This window comes from Akkermansia muciniphila (genome assembly GCF_040616545.1).
In the GTDB taxonomy this organism is placed as follows: Bacteria; Verrucomicrobiota; Verrucomicrobiia; order Verrucomicrobiales; family Akkermansiaceae; genus Akkermansia; species Akkermansia muciniphila_E.
Genome location: NZ_CP156688.1, coordinates 182,977 through 198,567, shown reverse-complemented (window position 1 = coordinate 198,567; position 15,591 = coordinate 182,977). Strand labels below are relative to the sequence as shown.

Annotated in this window: 12 protein-coding genes and 1 tRNA gene; 4 read left to right on the top strand and 9 right to left on the bottom strand. The window is 59.3% G+C overall.

Annotated elements, in window-relative coordinates; translation table 11 throughout:
* Positions 1 to 138: 138 nt before the first annotated feature.
* Positions 139 to 495, bottom strand: coding sequence for a hypothetical protein (locus ABGM91_RS00780; protein WP_354832961.1), 357 nt, complete (start codon positions 493 to 495; stop codon positions 139 to 141).
* Between the two features lie 188 nt (positions 496 to 683).
* Here ABGM91_RS00780 and ABGM91_RS00775 point away from each other — a divergent pair, with 188 nt between their 5' ends.
* Entirely contained in the window at positions 684 to 1,892 is a 1,209-nt protein-coding gene (locus ABGM91_RS00775; protein ID WP_354832959.1) for a hypothetical protein, read from the top strand.
* Positions 1,893 to 1,936: 44 nt separating this feature from the next.
* Here the strand turns inward: ABGM91_RS00775 and ABGM91_RS00770 are convergent, their stop codons facing one another.
* From ABGM91_RS00770 to ABGM91_RS00755, 4 genes are read right to left on the bottom strand one after another with little or no spacing between them, the layout of a single operon-like run.
* A complete protein-coding gene (locus ABGM91_RS00770) occupies positions 1,937 to 4,135 on the bottom strand; it encodes a hypothetical protein (protein ID WP_215429039.1) in 2,199 nt (732 codons plus the stop codon).
* Complete coding sequence (locus ABGM91_RS00765) at positions 4,132 to 6,114, bottom strand: BatA and WFA domain-containing protein (RefSeq protein ID WP_354832957.1); 1,983 nt, start codon at positions 6,112 to 6,114, stop codon at positions 4,132 to 4,134. The genes ABGM91_RS00770 and ABGM91_RS00765 overlap by 4 nt, the downstream gene beginning before the upstream one ends.
* A 37-nt stretch (positions 6,115 to 6,151) precedes the next feature.
* On the bottom strand, positions 6,152 to 7,096 hold the full coding sequence (locus tag ABGM91_RS00760) for a M28 family peptidase (protein WP_354832955.1): 945 nt from the start codon (positions 7,094 to 7,096) through the stop codon (positions 6,152 to 6,154).
* A gap of 25 nt (positions 7,097 to 7,121) precedes the next feature.
* On the bottom strand, positions 7,122 to 8,006 hold the full coding sequence (locus ABGM91_RS00755; protein WP_215429042.1) for a ParB/RepB/Spo0J family partition protein: 885 nt from the start codon (positions 8,004 to 8,006) through the stop codon (positions 7,122 to 7,124).
* A 380-nt stretch (positions 8,007 to 8,386) separates the two neighbouring features.
* Here ABGM91_RS00755 and ABGM91_RS00750 point away from each other — a divergent pair, with 380 nt between their 5' ends.
* The gene (locus ABGM91_RS00750; RefSeq protein ID WP_354832953.1) at positions 8,387 to 8,713 is read left to right on the top strand and encodes a hypothetical protein; all 327 of its coding nucleotides are present in this window, start codon (positions 8,387 to 8,389) and stop codon (positions 8,711 to 8,713) included.
* Between the two features lie 28 nt (positions 8,714 to 8,741).
* Positions 8,742 to 9,137 (top strand): hypothetical protein, encoded by a 396-nt coding sequence (locus ABGM91_RS00745; protein ID WP_354832951.1) that lies wholly within the window; start codon positions 8,742 to 8,744, stop codon positions 9,135 to 9,137.
* A 55-nt stretch (positions 9,138 to 9,192) separates the two neighbouring features.
* Here ABGM91_RS00745 and ABGM91_RS00740 read toward each other — a convergent pair whose 3' ends face one another.
* Positions 9,193 to 9,753, bottom strand: a complete 561-nt coding sequence (locus ABGM91_RS00740; protein WP_354832949.1) for a putative peptidoglycan-binding domain-containing protein — start codon at positions 9,751 to 9,753, stop codon at positions 9,193 to 9,195.
* A 704-nt stretch (positions 9,754 to 10,457) separates the two neighbouring features.
* Between ABGM91_RS00740 and ABGM91_RS00735 the strand changes: the two genes are divergently transcribed.
* Positions 10,458 to 12,263: a hypothetical protein gene (locus tag ABGM91_RS00735; RefSeq protein ID WP_354832947.1), complete on the top strand. Its 1,806-nt coding sequence runs from the start codon at positions 10,458 to 10,460 to the stop codon at positions 12,261 to 12,263.
* A 230-nt stretch (positions 12,264 to 12,493) separates the two neighbouring features.
* Here ABGM91_RS00735 and ABGM91_RS00730 read toward each other — a convergent pair.
* The 3 genes from ABGM91_RS00730 to ABGM91_RS00720 all read right to left on the bottom strand — a co-directional run bounded on the left by ABGM91_RS00730 (position 12,494) and on the right by ABGM91_RS00720 (position 15,294).
* A tRNA-Thr gene (locus ABGM91_RS00730) sits at positions 12,494 to 12,568 on the bottom strand.
* Between the two features lie 94 nt (positions 12,569 to 12,662).
* Complete coding sequence (locus tag ABGM91_RS00725; protein WP_354832945.1) at positions 12,663 to 14,798, bottom strand: DNA gyrase/topoisomerase IV subunit A; 2,136 nt, start codon at positions 14,796 to 14,798, stop codon at positions 12,663 to 12,665.
* A 115-nt stretch (positions 14,799 to 14,913) separates the two neighbouring features.
* A complete protein-coding gene (locus ABGM91_RS00720) occupies positions 14,914 to 15,294 on the bottom strand; it encodes a hypothetical protein (protein WP_290566752.1) in 381 nt (126 codons plus the stop codon).
* Positions 15,295 to 15,591 lie beyond the last annotated feature (297 nt).

Sequence of the window (15,591 nt, the reverse complement as noted above, 5' to 3'; positions counted from 1 at the left end):
TCCATTCCCGGGTGGCCGCCTTCCGTTCAAGCCTTGGGAACAGCCCTTCGCCGTGCCTTTTGACAGCCGCACTAATAGGAATTCCTCCCTGCCTCCCCGGCTGAAATCATGCCCTGTCCGGGTCTGCCTCCCGGAACATCAGTTTTCCGTCAGCTTCAGGACGCCGTCACACTGCATGTCCCTGCCCGGCACAACGACGTAGTTTCCGTAGGAGGGGATTTTGGCCGTTACGGGCTTGTTGCGGAATTTGGACATGAACCGCTGGAAAGGTTCCATGTCTTCCGGAACGATTTTCACTTCCGTATAGGCGGGATTGGACTGCACATCCGTGATTTCCACCCGGAAGGAGCCCACGCCGTTGCCGTCCGGCGTATAGAATTCCAGGGATTCTTCCGGGGAGGAGGGGTGCATGAAGAACAGGAAAAGCATGACGCCCAGAGCCGCCAGGGTGACGACGGTCAGCGGAATGTTTTTTCTGAGTGGTCTGATGTGCATGCCTGCTTTTCCTTTCTTTCATAAGATTATGGGTTTTACTGGGACGTGTCAACACCTCCGGAAGGAAGCCATGACGCGGATGTTATCCATCTTCTTTTGGTGGAACGGCTTCCGGAGCGGATTGCGTGCAGGGAAAAGGGTTGCGTCCGGGGGGCAATGTGGTAGTTTGTGCGGACAAAGGGAGCCCTATGACCGTGCCCGTAAAGATACTGTCCGCGTTGGCCGGACTGAGCCTGGCCGGAAGCGTTCACGCGCGCATCTGGACCAATGACCGGGGCGCAACCGTGGTAGCCGTGCTGGTGGCCGTACGGGATGCGGAGGTGGACCTGAAGCTTCAGGACGGGCGCGTGGTGGCCGTTCCCAAGAACGTTTTTTCCGGCGCGGACCAGGCGTATATTCTGGAATGGGCGAAGTCCGGTGGCACGCTTCCGGATACGGATGTGGGGGCGGAGAATCCCCCCGCGCAGGGAAGCCCCGGCGCCCGTTACGTCCCTCTGGAACCGAACTGGGACACTCCCTGGCCCGCTGCGGCGTCGGCTCCCTCCTTCCTGCTGGTGAAGGCCGTGCAGGAGACGGATGAGCTGAGCGTGTATGAAACGGACCATTTCATGATTGAGTCTCCCGGAAAATTGTCGGAAGCGGAACGCATGGCCCTGGCGCGGAGGTTTGAGACCGTTTTGTCCGTTCTGGCGGGCCTACCCATGAATCTGACGGTGGCGCGCCGCCCCTCCCGCAAGTATCTGGTGCGGGTGTGCTTCCAGGAAGAGGATTTTAACCAGGCGCCGGGCCTCATGCATGGCAGGCTCAAGTTTTCCCCCACCAGTTTCACGGTTCTGCTGCTGCGGAACAAGAAAGGGAAACCGCTGAAGCTGGATGCCGTGGATCCGCGCTTTGCCGTCACGCACTGGGTGGCGCAGTCCATGGACCTGGAGCACTGGCTGGTGGACGGCTTTTCCGCGTACATGGCTTTCCTCCCCATGGTGAAGGAGGCCGCGGTGTTCCGGAAGCTTCCCGAAAGGCTGGCCTCCATGCTGCCGCGCGCCGTACGCATCGGAAAGGAGCCGCTGCCTGCGCTGGCGGACATGCTGGCGCGGGATTCCTCCCATTCCGCCTCAGGCCATGACAGCCCCTTGAAGGGAGACACGGCAGGGTACTGGGCCGGCCTGTTGTGGACGGTGTACTGGTTCCATCTGGAAGGGGAGGGAAAGGCGGCCCGCCTCCGGAGCTACCTGAAGGCCCGGGATGCGGAGGATGAGAGCAAGGCGCGGGGCATCCTGCTGAACGGGAAGCGTCCGGAAGAAGTGCAGCAGGAAATGGCGGCAGCCTGGAAAAAGCTGGGCGTGACGCTGAAGTTTGCGCCGCCGTCCCCTCCCGCTGCGGACAAGGCGGCGGAGTAGCGGAAGGGTATGTTCTTTCCCTGAGGAAAAGGGGGAACGCCGGGTCAGATGGTGCCGTTGAGCTTTCTGCCAACCCAGAAGAGGGTAAGGAGGAGAAGAAGGAGGCCGAGCGTGTACGGGCTGCACCAGAGCAGAATGCGCGTTTCCATGGGCGGCGGCACGGGGAGGTCCTTGATTTCCTTGATGAGCTGCTGGATTTCCTCCGCCTTTACCATGCGTCCGCGCGTGATGGACGTCATTTCCTCCATCAGGGCAGTATTGACGGGCTGGCCGATTTTTTCCAGCGTTTCATTCATGGTGATGACCGGAAGCGTGACGGATTTGTCCGGTTCCGCGGAGGAGGAGGCCGTGAGCTTCCACGTGCCGGGACGGTTGATTTTAACGGATGCGGTGAAGGAACCCCAGGTGTGGTCCATGTTGTCCATCTGCACGCGGCTGACGGTGCCTTCCGGAGCAGTGACGTCCAGGAAGACCTCCCCGTCCTGGAGGGGGGCTCCCAGCTTGTCGGAGACCATGGCGGTGACCGTCAGCGTATCCCCCAGGCGCGGGCGTTCCGGGTTGGGAATCAGGCGGATTCTTTCCCCGGCGGCCATGTTGCGCTGGTAGCTCATCCAGCGGGCCACCTGGCTCCAGAAGCGGTAATGGTACTTGTCCTCCACGCCGCGCCGCCAGCGCCAGGCGGAGTCCGTCCCCATGAAGAGGACTTTGCCGTTGCCGTAGGACTGGGTGACGATGAGGGGAATGCGTCCGTAGGCATTCTTGTCCGCCGCGTGTACGGCCAGCACGGTGGTGCCTGCCTTGGGCCGTTCCACGGGGGCGTACCAGTTGAAGCCCGGCAGGTTGCGCCACACCTCCTCGTTTTCACTTTCCGTGTCCGCCAGCATAGTGAGAAGGGAGCCGCGGCCCTCCGGCGTCAGGATGAGGGGGGAGGGGGCGGGCTGGGTAGTGCCTTCCGGCTTGGCGGTGAGGAAGGTGACGGGCATCAGGTCCCCCAGCTCGGATTTCAGGAGCTCCATCTGCCTGCCCTGGTAGCCGGGGAGGAAGACGATGCCGCTGGCCTGGTTTTTCACCATGCCCTTGAGCAGGGCGGCCTGTTCACTGGTCAGCCCCTTGGGCCCCAGTCCCACGTCTCCAATGAAGATGACGTCATACTGGGCCAGGTCTTCCATCCTGTCCGGGAATTTGAGCAGGTAGCCGGGGCCTTCCCCCATCTCCGCGATGTCCGGATGAATGAGCAGGGTGTGCACGTCCACGCCCGGGTCACGGTACAGGGCGTTCCGGATGAAGCGGTATTCCCAGCGCGGCAGCGTATCCACCACCAGCACCTTGATGGATTCCCGCCTGCCGGCGATGCTGAAGGAGGATGCGTTGTTGTTCTGCATCCGTTCCTGGGGCTGCACGGGTAGTTTGAGTTCCAGCGTTTCCGCCCCTTCCTTTTCTATTTTCCACAGGACGGCGCTGGACACTTCCCCCTGGGCCGGGATGGTGACGGTGCGCGTGACGGTTTTTCCCGTATCCCTGGAGGTCAGGGTGAGCGTGGTCCGGGTTTCCTTGCCCAGCGTGCTTTTAATGGTGAAGGGTATCTGCACCGTCTCCCCGATGATGCCGTAAGTGGGGGCTTTCACGTCCTGAAGGGCCAGGTCCGGCAGGGGGTAGGGACTGCCGGCGGGAATGATGAAGAGGGGGATGCCCCGCGTGCGCATGCGCTGGGCCTGCGTGAGCACGGAGGCGGGGGTGTTGTGGCCTCCGTCCGTGAACATGATGACGGCCCGGAGGTTGTCCGAGGAGTGCATGGCGTCTTCCAGCGGCTGGGCCAGGTCCGTGCCGGCCATGGCGTAGTCAGCGGAATCCGGGGGGGGAGGCGCGCCGAAGGCTGCGTTTTCCACCACATGCGTGTCTTTCAGTGATTCCGTGCTGTTGCCCTTGATAAGTTCCTGCACGTAGGCCGTGCGGGTGACGACGTGCAGGGGCGTCAGCTCCACGTCCTGCGTTTCCATGGAGCCGGAGCGGTCCTCCAGGATGGAGACCTTGGGTTTTTCCTGCGGGGCGGAGGTGATGACCCATTCCGGCTGGAAGAGCAGGAAGCAGATGCCCGCCAGAATCAGCAGGCGCAGCAGTTCCAGCTTAAAGGTGAGCGGACGGCGGTTGCGCTTGCAGGCGGTGCGGCTCATCCACACGCCGGCGCCCATGACCAGGACGGCCAGGATGATGCTTAACGCGGTAGGTTGAAGGCTCAGGCTCATGGGCGGGTGGCGGGGTTGGGACGTTTGGCCGTGTGCCGGGGCAGGCACAGGAAGGCTTCCAGAAGCAGGCAGGCAAGGGAGATGATGAGGAAGAGCTTCCAGGCCTCCTGCACCAGGGAGGGCGTTTCCGCCGTGCTCTGCATGGAGCTGATGGAGGCGCCCGGCAGAAGGAGGCGGACCTTCTCATCCGTAATCTGGTCCGGATTGTCTTCAGACCAGGGGCGGTTGACGGCGTAGGTCTGCGCCCCCAGGCGGTACACGCCCGCCGTATCCGCCGGAGAGCCGGAGGGGTGGGTGCCCTGGGCATTGTCCATGCGCACGGGGGCATCCGTGGCGGATTGCGGCAGGGCCGGGTCATTCACCCGGAGGGAGATGGCGGTGGAGAAGCGTTCCGCCCCCCGGTCTGCCATGCGGTGGAGCAGGGGGAGCAGCAGGTGGCCGTCCGCCAGGTTGGACCAGGAGTATCTGGGGAGGGTTCCCAGGAACAGGGCGGAGCCCGTTCCGTGCCGGACCTGGGCAACGGCGCAGGTGCCGTCGTCCCAAGAGGCCAGGGTGCGGTATTTGCCCAGCAGGGGCTTCCTCCGCACGGCGCGGAGCCTGTTGGCGGGGATGGCCGCCTGGCCGGAGCCGTCCCGCAGGAAGCCGCGTTCGCGGTCCCACGTTTCCAGACGGTAATATTCCTCCGGAGGTGCCGTTTCCATCGCGCCCCAGGAAACGCCCAGGAACGGATGGCGCGTGCCGTGGGCCGTGTCATCCGGAAGGAAGAGGACGAGGCCTCCTTCTTCAATGAAGGCCCGGAGCTTTTCTTCCATTTCCGCGCGCGGCGGCGGTCCGTACCAGACGACCATGGATTGGGAGGCCAGCTTGGTCTGCGCCGCCCGCGTGCTGCCGGGCGTGGTGGCTTTCCTGTTGGGCAGGCCGGGAGGGGCGGACATCAGGGAGAGGGTTTTCCCCACTTCCCCGGCGGGGCCGCAGACCAGGATGTTGGCCAGGGGCCTGGGGGCGAAGGTGAAGAAGGAGAGGTCATCCCGGGTGAAATCGTCATGGGGCAGGGAGACGAAGCCGAAACCGGATTCCTTGCCCTGCGGCAGCGGTATTTCCTTTCTGATGGTGGTGGTTTCCCCAGCCAGCTGGAGCGTGGCGGAGGCGGCGGCATTGTCCACGGAAAGGTGCACCGGAACGTTCTCCGGCTGGTTGGGGTTGAACCCCTGGCGCAGGACTTCCAGGTCCAGCACCAGCCTGCCGTTGTTCACCTGGGCCTGCCGCACCCGGATGCCCCGGTTGCTTTCCGGCCTGTCCCGGAGGGCCATGATGCGGATGGCCGGAGGAATGGCCAGGGCGTCCAGACGCTGGCGCACGCTGGACCAGAGGGGGGAGTCAGGCTTCCAGGAGGAGGCCTGCATGTCTGAGGCGATCCAGATTTCCGTCTTTCCGGAACCGGATTCCTCCAGGTAGGGGATGGCTTTTTGAAGCAGGGCCGGGATGTCCGCGCCGCCGTCCGTGGCCTTGCTCACGGTCAGGTCCGCCAGGGCTTCCGGAGCCGGTATCTGGGTAACGGCTGCGGTGGTGGAGTCAAGCAGGGAGAGGCGGCAGCTGCCCAGCTGCGCAAAGGTGGATTCCACCAGGGGCGGGATGGCGTCCCGCAGGGAATTGGTCTTGTCCGGACGGGCATCCATGGAGGCGGAGCGGTCCAGAACCAGGAGGACTTCATTCAGCCCGGAGCTTCCCCAGCCGAAGAAGCTGCTGAGCAGGGGCCGCGCGAAGGCCGTCACCAGGGCCGCCACGGCCAGGACGCGCAGAGCCAGAATCAGGTAATGCAGCAGTTTCTTCGTTCCGCGGGTTTCCCTGGCCGCGCGGAGCAGGAATTCCATGGCCGCCCAATGGACGGACCGGTGCCGCCACCGGTTGACCAGATGGATGATGATGGGAATGGAGGCTGCGAAGAGAGCCCAGAGCAGCCAGGGAGAGGTGAAGGACATGGGAGGGTAGGGGTAGTTGGGTATTCAGGCCTGCTGGTCAGGTGGAAGGCGGGCCGGGCAGCAGCTGGCGGAGGATATGCAGGGTCATTTCTCCTGTGTTTCTGAAAGATTTTTCTCCCAGAATGCCCATGTTATCCTTGGACGTGTGCCACCAGTTGCCGTCCTCAAAATCGTCAATGAGGTTCAGGGTGTCCATGCCGCGCTCCATGAAGGGGACGTGGTCATCCAGAATGGCGTAGCCGGATACCCCCCATTCCTCCGGTGAATAGCCCAGTTCACGGATGGCGCGGGAATAAACCTGGTACATGGATTGGGGCGTCATGGCCGGAATGCGTATCTTTTTCCCCTGGCGCCCCACCATGTCCAGGTTGAGCTGCCACCGGGGCAGCGGCGGCTGAAGGGCGGCGGCGTAATGCTTGGAGCCGTACAGGCCGTCCTCATTGTCCATGTGCTTGGCAAAGCTTTCTTCTCCGTCAAAAAACACCAGTTCCATTTCCCTGGCGCGGGCGGGCTCCCCGGACAGGATGCGGGCCGTCTCCAGGATGGCTGCGGCACCGGAAGCTCCGTCATTGGCTCCCGTGAACCCGGGGATGTCCGGCTTGGTATCAATATGGCAGGTCAGCAAACCCTGCACGGGGGCCCGGAAATCCGGTTCCGCGCCAAAGCGCGCCCGCAAGTTAGTGAACCGGATGCGGCCCTTGGGCGTTTCCTCCTCAAAGGATTGTTCCCGGCACGTCCAGCCGTGTCTGGCCAATTCCCCTTTCAGGTACTCCAATTGGCTACGGTAGCCGGGGGAGCCGGCGCTCCTGTCTCCCATCTCCGTTATCCGGGCGGCATGGAACATGGCGTTCCCGCCGTTGAAATGGTCCGTTTCCTGAAGCTGGGCGGGAATGGTTTCCGCATCCGCAGGGGGCGTTTCCACGGGTTTTCCGCACTGCGTCAGCAGGGCCGTGAGCAGAATAAGTCCGAGGCGGAGCGTCATGGAAGAGAAACGGGGTGGAAGGTTTTTACTTGGAATCAGACCATTCATCCTGTCCCAGGAGTTCAAGGATGCGGATAAAATCCGCCTTGCTGGAAAAGGTAATCTCAATGGAGCCCTTGGACCCCTGTCCGGAGATGTTGACGGGCGTGCCGAACTGTTTGGCGAGCACGCTGGAAATCTTCTTGTACTGCGGGGAGGAAGGCTTTCTGGCCGGGGCAGGTTCCGGAGGGTTGAGAATCTTCTGGATGGCCTTTTCCGTCTGGCGGACGGTGTACCCCTTGTTGACGATGTCGCGCCCGAGCTGGATCTGCTGGTCCCCGTTCCTGAGGGAAAGCAGGACTTTGGCGTGTCCCACGCTGATGAAGGCGTTCCCCAGCATGTCCTGAACCGCCTGGGGCAGGTCAAGCAGGCGCATGCTGTTGGCTACGGAGGCGCGGGATTTGCCCACGCGCTTGGCAATGTCCCCCTGCTTCATGCGGAATTCCGTTTTCAGGCGCATGTAGCCGGAGGCCTCTTCCAGCGGGCTGAGGTTTTCACGCTGGAGGTTTTCAATCAGCGCCAGTTCCAGTACATCCTTGTCGGAAGCTTCCCGGATGATGGCGGGCACGGTGGAAAGGCCCAGGATGCCGGACGCGCGCCAGCGCCTTTCCCCGGCGATCAGTTCATACTTGCCGCTCTCCGTTTTCCGGACGATCAGCGGCTGGATGATGCCGTGTTCCTTGATGGAATCCACCAGTTCCGCCAGTTGTTCCGGAGTAAAGATGGCGCGGGGCTGGAGGGAACTGGGGATGATGGAAGCGTGGGATAATTGATGCACAACGTCTCCCGCCTGGGGAGCCGCCAAGGATTCACGAGACAGATTTTGATTGATAAGGGCGTCAAAGCCTTTCCCCAGAGCCGGTTTTGCCATAGCAGAGAAGAAACTAGCATGAACCTGCTCCGTTTTCAACAGGGTATTTGTTATCTGAAGCGGAAATTCCCGCCCTCCCGCCCGGTTGGCGGTGCGGTGCGTGCGGCGGTGTTCCGTGTCCGGAAGACGGTTCTCAAAACGTGCCTCTTGAGCTTCCTTTCCGGTGGTTCAGGGGCGGCCGGCTTCGTTTTCCTTTCCCATGGACGCGTCAGGCGTGTTGCCGCGCCCCCTGCGGGCGGTTCAAAGATGGGCTTGCCCTGAAAGGTTCTGTGCGCAGGCCCTCCCAGGACAATGAACCAACAAATGAACAAGATGAACAGTAATTACCAGTTTAACGGCGTGGGGGGCTTTCCCCACCAACCCTCCACCCCTGTTGTCCGATGAAACTCAACCTGACGGAAGAACAGAAGAAGGCCGCCCTGGAGGCGGGGAAGCAGGGCATGAAGGATGCCTATGAGAAAAGCAAAACCAGAACCGGCCTGAAATGGTGGGAACGCCTCCTGTGGGTGGTCCTGGCGGGAGCGGTTTATGCGGCGGCCTCCCTGCTGGGCGGCTGCGGGCATACCGTTGACGTGACGGCGCAGCGGACGGAAATCTGCAAGGATGGTTCCTGCCTGGTGCTGGAGCCGGGCCGCCTCTCCTACTCCCAGGTTCAGCCGGAAGCGGACATGCCGCCCGTTATTCAGAGAATCCGGAAGAACAAGTGATTCCGGTTCCGTAGGAAAGGAGCATGGAATGAACGCTTTATCAGCCGCCGCCCGCTACTACCTGGCCGCGGGCAGGAGGGCGGAGGAGATGGAAGAAGACGGACGCCATCAGGACATATGCGTCCTTACTCCGGAACTTGTCCTGATGGCGCGCCGGGTGGACTCCCTCGCCCCCTTTCCCCGGATTGTTGACGTCCGCTGCCGGTTCAGGCCGGAACGGTGTGACGCCTGGCACCTCCATTTTCTGGCCGGGGAGGTGCGGAATCTGCTCTCCTATGAACGGGAGATTCTCTCCCTGCCGTGGATTCTGACCCAGCATGGCAAGCGCGGGGACGGCCGCCTGGCGAAGCTGTCTTCCGCCCGGTTCTGCCGCCTGCTGGCGGCGTCTGCGGAGGGGAAGACGGTTTCCCCGCCATGTGGATAAAACAAAAGCGTCCATGCGTATTCCCCGCATGGACGCTTTTTCTTGGGAAGTTCTCCTAGACCAGGGAGCGGGCGAACTGGTAGGCGGCTTCACTGCGGTTCAGCCATCCCTTTCCGAAGACGGGGAACTGCTTGCAGGAACGGTAAAACGCCTTGCGCTGCTCGTTGAGGCTGGCGATGAATTCCGCCTCTCCGGACCGGGCAAGAACGGCCTGCAATGTCTGCCGGGTCTGTTTTCCGGGAATGCCGTCTACCGTGAGGGAGGCCCCGTAGTCGTTAAGGGCGCGTTGAAGGATTTTTCCGGTATTCCTGCTGCCGGAATTGAAGTAATGGTCCCGCAGGATGAATTCCGTGGCTGGATGGGCGTCAGAGCCCATCCAGGAGCGTACGGCGGAGGTGTTGTCCAGCACGTATTGCAGGCATCCTTCCCAGGCTTCTTCCCGGTCCCCGGCGTCAAGCAGGTCTTTCAGGCGGCTGAATACGGCGGGTTCAATGCCGTCGCAAATGCCGCAAATCTCCCATTTGCCGCCCTTGTCGGCGGCAGGGAGGGGGGAAACGCGCAGGGAGTCCGATCCGGTTACGCGGGCATCTTCAAAGCGAAGAATAGTCTTAGCCATGCTTTGTTCTATAGCATTCATTGATCCAATGGTGGATGGTATCTCTTGGAACTGCAACCAGTGCATGTTCAAGAGGGGAAACGGCTTTCTGGCGGGTCCGTTGCTGTCCCCGGCGTCCGGGCGCGGACAAGTCGGCTTCGCCGGAAGCAGGGGGCATGCGTCTGTTCCGGACCGTATCCGGTGCTTTCCCTTGCGGTTCTCATTCCGTTCCCCTCGGCAGGAGATTGGAATCATGGGCGGTAAAAATCACCACGCCGGAAATTTGCAGGAACCCGTGAATGGCGTGGATTGATTCCGTTTTCCGGCGAAGGGGAGGAGGTTTGAAAACAGGGAGAGGGGGAGTACATGGAATGATGCGCTGCATCCGTTCCCGGACATCCCGCCTGTCTGTTTTTCCATGGAAAGGATGCGGGAAATTTCTCACGGATTTTCACGGTGTGAGAGTCCAGGGCATTAAGTGATTTTTTCCGTGCGGGGGAATTATTTGACCCGGGGAGGAAGATTAAGCCTTGCGTCCTGCCGGAAATGATGTAACTGTTAATGAACTTTACGTTAGGATACTTCGCCTCTCGGCCTTCGGGCCGGGGGGCTTTTTTAGCGCCTGGTTCCCCGGGCATGGGGGTATTCCGCCGGGAGTCCGGGGATGAAGGAAAAAGATTCCTGCATCCCTCGTCCCGCGCAGCCGACAATTCATGCTCCTATTCGTGGATAAGAACGGCTTCATTAAGTCCCGACGTTTCACACAGGATGATATTTACCAGGAAAATGAAGAAACTTTCAATGAAGTGGCATCATGCATTGCCGTTTTATCCGACGAATGGAAAGCGCTTCAAGTCTGGGCGCGGCTGAAACAAGTCATCGTCAACCCACACCCGGAGGAAGGGGAAGTATTCCCGGAATCCAGGGATGCGGTTGCGTTGACCGTAGAAGCAGTCAATGCCGGGGAGGGCGCAGGTTTTTCATCAGTCAGGATGATTCGGAGTTCACGATGGTGGACGGGGCGGCAGCGGCGTTGTTCAGCCACTTCGCGACAAATAATAACAATCATGAATAAAATTACTTCTATCAACGGCACTTTCATACCCTCTCTGAATGAATTGAAGGAGCATACGGAAAATGGAACTGTACATGTGACGGAGGATGAGCGCACCGCGTGGAACGCTAAAGCCGATGCTTCCGCTCTTTCTACAAAAGCCGACACATCTGTGTTTGACGCACACACGAATGATGCCGTGGCCCACATAACAGAGAAAGAGCGTGAAACATGGAACGGCAAGCAGGACAAGCTGACGGATGAAGAGGGCAATATGACTCTGACCGGCGGTTTGGCGGCACCTACCGCCACGATCAATGGGATATTCAATGTCCATAATTATTCCACTGATCCCCTTGACACAAATTATATCCATGGACGCACATGGTGCTATGGACAGGTGGAGTTAAGGGGAGGGGCTGTGCTCCGTAATGACTTGTGGGTAGAGGACGGAGTAATCAGGATTAACGGCGGAGGTAGAGCGTCGTTGCTTGCAAATGGAGCGGTGCATCTCAGGGGTGCAGTCGACGCCACAACCTGCATCAATGCTAACGGCGGGGTCAATATCCCGCTGTCTGCTCTCACATCCTTGTCCAACACTACCGCCCTCAATACTTACTGGGCGGCGGGATTAATGGGGTTGAGCGATATTTGGCAGCATGACGTGTTGGTTAACCGTTCAGGTAATGCCGTTTACGGAGATGGGGAACTGATAGATTGGCCTACCGAGGGACAGGGTGTTGCTGTGAAGGTGCCCAAGGGAGGATATTGCACTGCCGATATTGGATTTTCAACCTATCTTTCGGGCTCATCTTGGGGTAATTATAATGATTGTTCCGGGTTTTACTTACCTTTGGGAACATTGTTGCTAACCAATGCGTCTACGGGGATTTATGGAAAGGTTAAGTTTACATGGTCTACGCATGGAGAGAACCTCAATAGATTTGCTTATTGCCGGGACGCGTCCAACATGGATGAGTTTACGATTGCTCCGACAGGGTATGGCGGTGTTAACGCATCTGTGGTGGATGTGACAATCGAAGCAGTAGTATCCGGTAATGCGTCCGTAAGGGTGCGGGTGATTTATTACGACAAGGTTGTCGCGGCTTACCGTTTGATGACGGTGATGGCGAGTGTCCCCGGCCTTACCGGGTATGCTGAAAAGTGTCGTGGACTGGTGTATTGCCAAGATGAGAGCCAAGGTGGAGTCTGGCTGGTGGTAGGTAGCCGTGTGTGCAAGCTGGCAGAAGTCCCTAAATTGGATTTTTACGAGGTATCGGGACTGAATATCTTGCATGTTGATGTGTTTGGCGGGGACCTGGGATGGACGGATTTCAGTAAGATATGCTTTACACGGGCTAGGAATTTCAACCGGGTGGTCTTTGGAGGGGGACCTTGTTACGAAGTCATAGAGGCCATGGGTACTGATTGTCAGGTAAGTACGGAGACAGAGCCATGGAGCTCTGCAATTAGCTGATAGATAGACAATAATATGAACAACGCACAATTACAGATACAGTTTCCCATAACCTGCGTATAGGACAAATTCGTGTTGCCCCCTGGACGCAAGCTCGAGATACTGGCGCATGTCCATCTCATGCCATTCCTGGGGCCTCAACACAACATTTTCCACATTGACGTATGGCTGTATGTTGCCATGCAAGAAAAAGCAAGCCCCTCAAGCGTTAAACTTGAGGGGCTTATTGATGGAGCCGCTTGTCAGATTTGAACTGACGACCGTCCGCTTACAAGGCGGGTGCTCTACCACTGAGCTAAAGCGGCGTGGTAAATGAGGTGGCCCATATCTATCGGAGATGGGCCGTTGTGGCAAGCCGAAAATGGGGTGGCACGTTGAGCGCGCCCCATTTTAAATGCTTCAGGATTCAAACAGGGAGCCCTGTTCCAGCGTGGGGCCGGAGGGGGGCTCTTCCTGGTCCGGAGCCGGGGAGGCCTGCGGCGTTTCCGTGTCCGGCGCGGGCGTGCTTTCCGCCTGTGCTGCTCCGGGGGCGGGGGATTCTTCATCCGCTTCCTCATCCCCGGATTTGGCCGGAGGCATGATGCGGGAGACGCGTTCCACCGGATGCTTGGTGATGATGTTGCCCTGCGCGCCACGGTTTTTGATCCTTAGTTCCGAGAAGTGGAACGGTCTGACCAGGTTACGGAGTTTCAGTACGGCCTTCAGGTACACGTTCACGCTGATCTGGGCGCTGTTTTCCTCCGTTTCATGCACGGAGAAGTGGAAGATGCGCGTTCCCTTGGTTCCCAGCGTAAGAGGGTATTCCTTGTCCCGGGTGAAGCCGCCTATGTGGAAGCGTTTGGCGTACACCGGGCCGTCCCTGCCGTCCCGGTAGATCAGATTGAAGACGGGATCGTCATCCTTCTTGATTACGGAAATATAAAGGGGGTTTTTACCGGCAAAGAATTTGTCCTGGATGCGCACGATCTTGAGTATCCCCGTGCTGTCGATGACCAGCACGTCGTCCAGCGTGGAGCACTTGCAGACGGGGTTCCCCTTCTTGACGCCATAGCCGGCGAAGCCTTCTTCATCAATGTACAGCGTTTCATTGGCCACGGCCACCTGGGCCCGGTCCACGGAGCCGAAGGAGGAGATTTCCGTTTTCCGGGGATAGGCCGCGCCGTATTTCTTGCGCAGGGACTCAAACCAGCGGATGGTGAACTTGGTAAGCTGGCTGAGGTTCTTCTGCGTCTGTTCAATGTCCGCCTCAAGCTGCCGGATGTGCTGGTCCGCCTTGAACGCGTCAAACTTGGAGATGCGCTTGATCTTGATTTCCGTGAGCCGCACCAGGTCGTCCCTGGTGATGGGGCCGCGCAGTGAGGCGGCAAAGGGCTGCAATTCCCGGTCAATGGTGCCCAGCACTTCCTCCCATGTCTCGGAGTCTTCAATGGAAAGGTAGATGCGGTTTTCAATGAAGATCTTTTCCAGGCTTGCCTGGTGCCAGGCCTCGTTGAGTTCCTTGAGGCGCATTTCCTGCTCCTGGCGCAGGATTTCCCGGGTGGAGTCCGTGTTGTAGCGCAGGATGTCGCTCACGCACATGAACCTGGGCTTTTCCTCCACAATGACGCAGGCGTTCGGGGAGATGCTGACCTCGCAGGCGGAGAAGGCGAACAGCGCCTTCCTGGTCTGCTCCGGGTCCGCTCCGGCGGGCAGGTGCACCAGGATGTCCGCGTGCTGGGCCGTATTGTCCTCAATGCGGGCAATTTTAATTTTTCCCTTCTCCGCGGCGGAGACGATGGAGTCAATCAGTATTTCCGTAGTGACCCCGAACGGTATTTCCGTGATGCGGAGGAGCTTTTTGGATTCCGTGATGATGCGCGCCCGGATGCGCACGCGGCCCGTGCCGCGTTCCCCGTCCCGGTAATTGGTGGCGTCCATGACGCCTCCGGTGGGGAAGTCCGGCAGAAGCTGGAAGGGCTGCCCGCGCAGATGGGCGATGGAAGCGTCAATCAGCTCATTGAAATTGTGGGGAAGAATTTTGCTGGAAAGACCCACCGCAATACCTTCCGCCCCCTGGGCGAGAAGGAGGGGGAATTTGACGGGAAGGCTAACCGGTTCCTTGTTCCTGCCGTCATAGGAAAGCTGCCATTCCGTGACCTTGGGGCTGAAAACCACATCGTGGGCAAAGGGGGTGAAGCGCGCTTCAATGTACCGGGAGGCGGCCGCGGGGTCTCCCGTCAGGATGTTGCCCCAGTTCCCCTGCGTGTCGATAAGCAGTCCTTTCTGTCCCAGCCCCACCAGCGCGTCCGCAATGGAGCGGTCGCCGTGCGGGTGGAACTTCATCGTGTCGCCCACGATATTCGCCACTTTATTATAGCGCCCGTCATCCAGCCGGTCCATGGCGTGCAGGATGCGGCGCTGCACAGGTTTGAACCCGTCATTGATCTTTGGCACGGCCCGTTCCAGGATGACGTACGAGGCGTAATCCAGAAAGTAGTCGGCATACATGCCTTCCACGGACTGGCTCGCGGGAGCAATGTGGGCGGGTTGAGTCACGGGCGCAAATATTAAAGGAATTATTCCGGAGGGGCAAGTGTGATCTCCGGAAAGAGAATAACCGGCTTCCCGTTAAGAAAAGCCGGTTATCGGGAAAAGGAATGGAGACCTATAATCAGGCTTGCTTGGCCGTCAGCCTGTTTTTGAGTTCCTCTGCTTCGGCGCGGAGGGTGTCAAGCTTGGCTGTCTGGGCTTCAAGGTCAGCTATTTCTTCCAGCACGGCGGCCAGGCGGCGCAGGTCCGCGGGCTGGGCCGCAGCAAGGGGCTGCGCTTTGGGGGCGGCTGTGTTTTTGGTGCCGGGCTTGCGGCCGCGCTTGGCCTTGGTGGCCTTCATCCAGCTGGAGATGGTCACCGTGCTGATGCCGTAGCGTTCTGCGGCTTCTTTCTGGGCGCCCCTTTTGTTCTGGGTTTTTCGTTCAGCAATGAAATCAAGAACGGATTGTTTTTCTTCAGGCGTATAACGCCTCTTGTTTTTGGTGCTGTCGTTGGAATTCATGATAATTGACGAGTGGTTCTTTGTTTAATAAAAGACCTGGGGGGTAGCAAGAAAAAAGAGCGTGTATTTTGACATGATTTAAAAGACCGTTTAAATAACGGTCACATGTTCTTGATGTTCAGTTATGGTTTCATCTTTTATTCACGTTTTTTATCATTAAAAAATTGCATTGTTTAATAATTTGTGCAAGGCCCTTTACCGGATGTTTAAGCGCCTTTTCATTTCCCGCTCTGCATGAAGACTTTTTCCGGAATACCTTTGTTAAATCAGGGCTTCCGGGCGTTCCTCATCCCTTCG

What these genes read in the sequence shown, in the direction of transcription:
- ABGM91_RS00780 (WP_354832961.1), bottom strand. Translation starts at nt 495, where the DNA reads ATGCACATCAGACCACTCAGAAAAAACATTCCGCTGACCGTCGTCACC.
- ABGM91_RS00775 (WP_354832959.1), top strand. Translation starts at nt 684, where the DNA reads ATGACCGTGCCCGTAAAGATACTGTCCGCGTTGGCCGGACTGAGCCTG.
- ABGM91_RS00770 (WP_215429039.1), bottom strand. Translation starts at nt 4,135, where the DNA reads ATGAGCCTGAGCCTTCAACCTACCGCGTTAAGCATCATCCTGGCCGTC.
- ABGM91_RS00765 (WP_354832957.1), bottom strand. Translation starts at nt 6,114, where the DNA reads ATGTCCTTCACCTCTCCCTGGCTGCTCTGGGCTCTCTTCGCAGCCTCC.
- ABGM91_RS00760 (WP_354832955.1), bottom strand. Translation starts at nt 7,096, where the DNA reads ATGACGCTCCGCCTCGGACTTATTCTGCTCACGGCCCTGCTGACGCAG.
- ABGM91_RS00755 (WP_215429042.1), bottom strand. Translation starts at nt 8,006, where the DNA reads ATGGCAAAACCGGCTCTGGGGAAAGGCTTTGACGCCCTTATCAATCAA.
- ABGM91_RS00750 (WP_354832953.1), top strand. Translation starts at nt 8,387, where the DNA reads ATGAAACTCAACCTGACGGAAGAACAGAAGAAGGCCGCCCTGGAGGCG.
- ABGM91_RS00745 (WP_354832951.1), top strand. Translation starts at nt 8,742, where the DNA reads ATGAACGCTTTATCAGCCGCCGCCCGCTACTACCTGGCCGCGGGCAGG.
- ABGM91_RS00740 (WP_354832949.1), bottom strand. Translation starts at nt 9,753, where the DNA reads ATGGCTAAGACTATTCTTCGCTTTGAAGATGCCCGCGTAACCGGATCG.
- ABGM91_RS00720 (WP_290566752.1), bottom strand. Translation starts at nt 15,294, where the DNA reads ATGAATTCCAACGACAGCACCAAAAACAAGAGGCGTTATACGCCTGAA.